At 56.6% G+C, this 604-nt stretch carries 1 rRNA gene; it reads left to right on the forward strand.

From position 1 onward, the window contains the following. Window positions 1–604, forward strand: a 23S ribosomal RNA gene (locus WMN78_RS16045); the annotation flags it as partial.

The raw sequence follows: 604 nt of genomic DNA on the forward strand, positions 1-604 counted from the left end.
GTTTTTAAGAGCACACGGTGGATGCCTTGGCATTAGGAGCCGAAGAAGGACGTAGGAATCTGCGATAAGCCTGGGGGAGTCGATAACCGGACTGTGATCCCAGGGTGTCCGAATGGGGAAACCCCGCCAGGGGCTGCAAGGTTGCCTGGTGACCCGCATCTGAACACATAGGGTGCGTGGAGGGAACGCGGGGAAGTGAAACATCTCAGTACCCGCAGGAAGAGAAAACAATAGTGATTCCGTTAGTAGTGGCGAGCGAACGCGGATCAGGCTAAACCGTTCCATGTGTGATAGCCGGCGGGCGTTGCATGGTCGGGGTTGCGGGACTTCCCGTGTCAGTTCTGCCGGACTGGCGAGGTGTGATGTGCAGGCATAGGTGAACGGTCTTGAAAGGCCGGCCAGAGAGGGTGTGAGCCCCGTAACCGTAATGTTGTGTACCGCCTGGGAAGTATCCCAAGTAGCACGGGGCCCGAGAAATCCCGTGCGAATCTGTCAGGACCACCTGATAAGCCTAAATACTCCCTAATGACCGATAGCGGACCAGTACCGTGAGGGAAAGGTGAAAAGTACCCCGGGAGGGGAGTGAAACAGTACCTGAAACCGT

Origin of the sequence: Arthrobacter oryzae (assembly GCF_037911235.1) — a bacterium.
GTDB lineage: Bacteria > Actinomycetota > Actinomycetes > Actinomycetales > Micrococcaceae > Arthrobacter > Arthrobacter oryzae_E.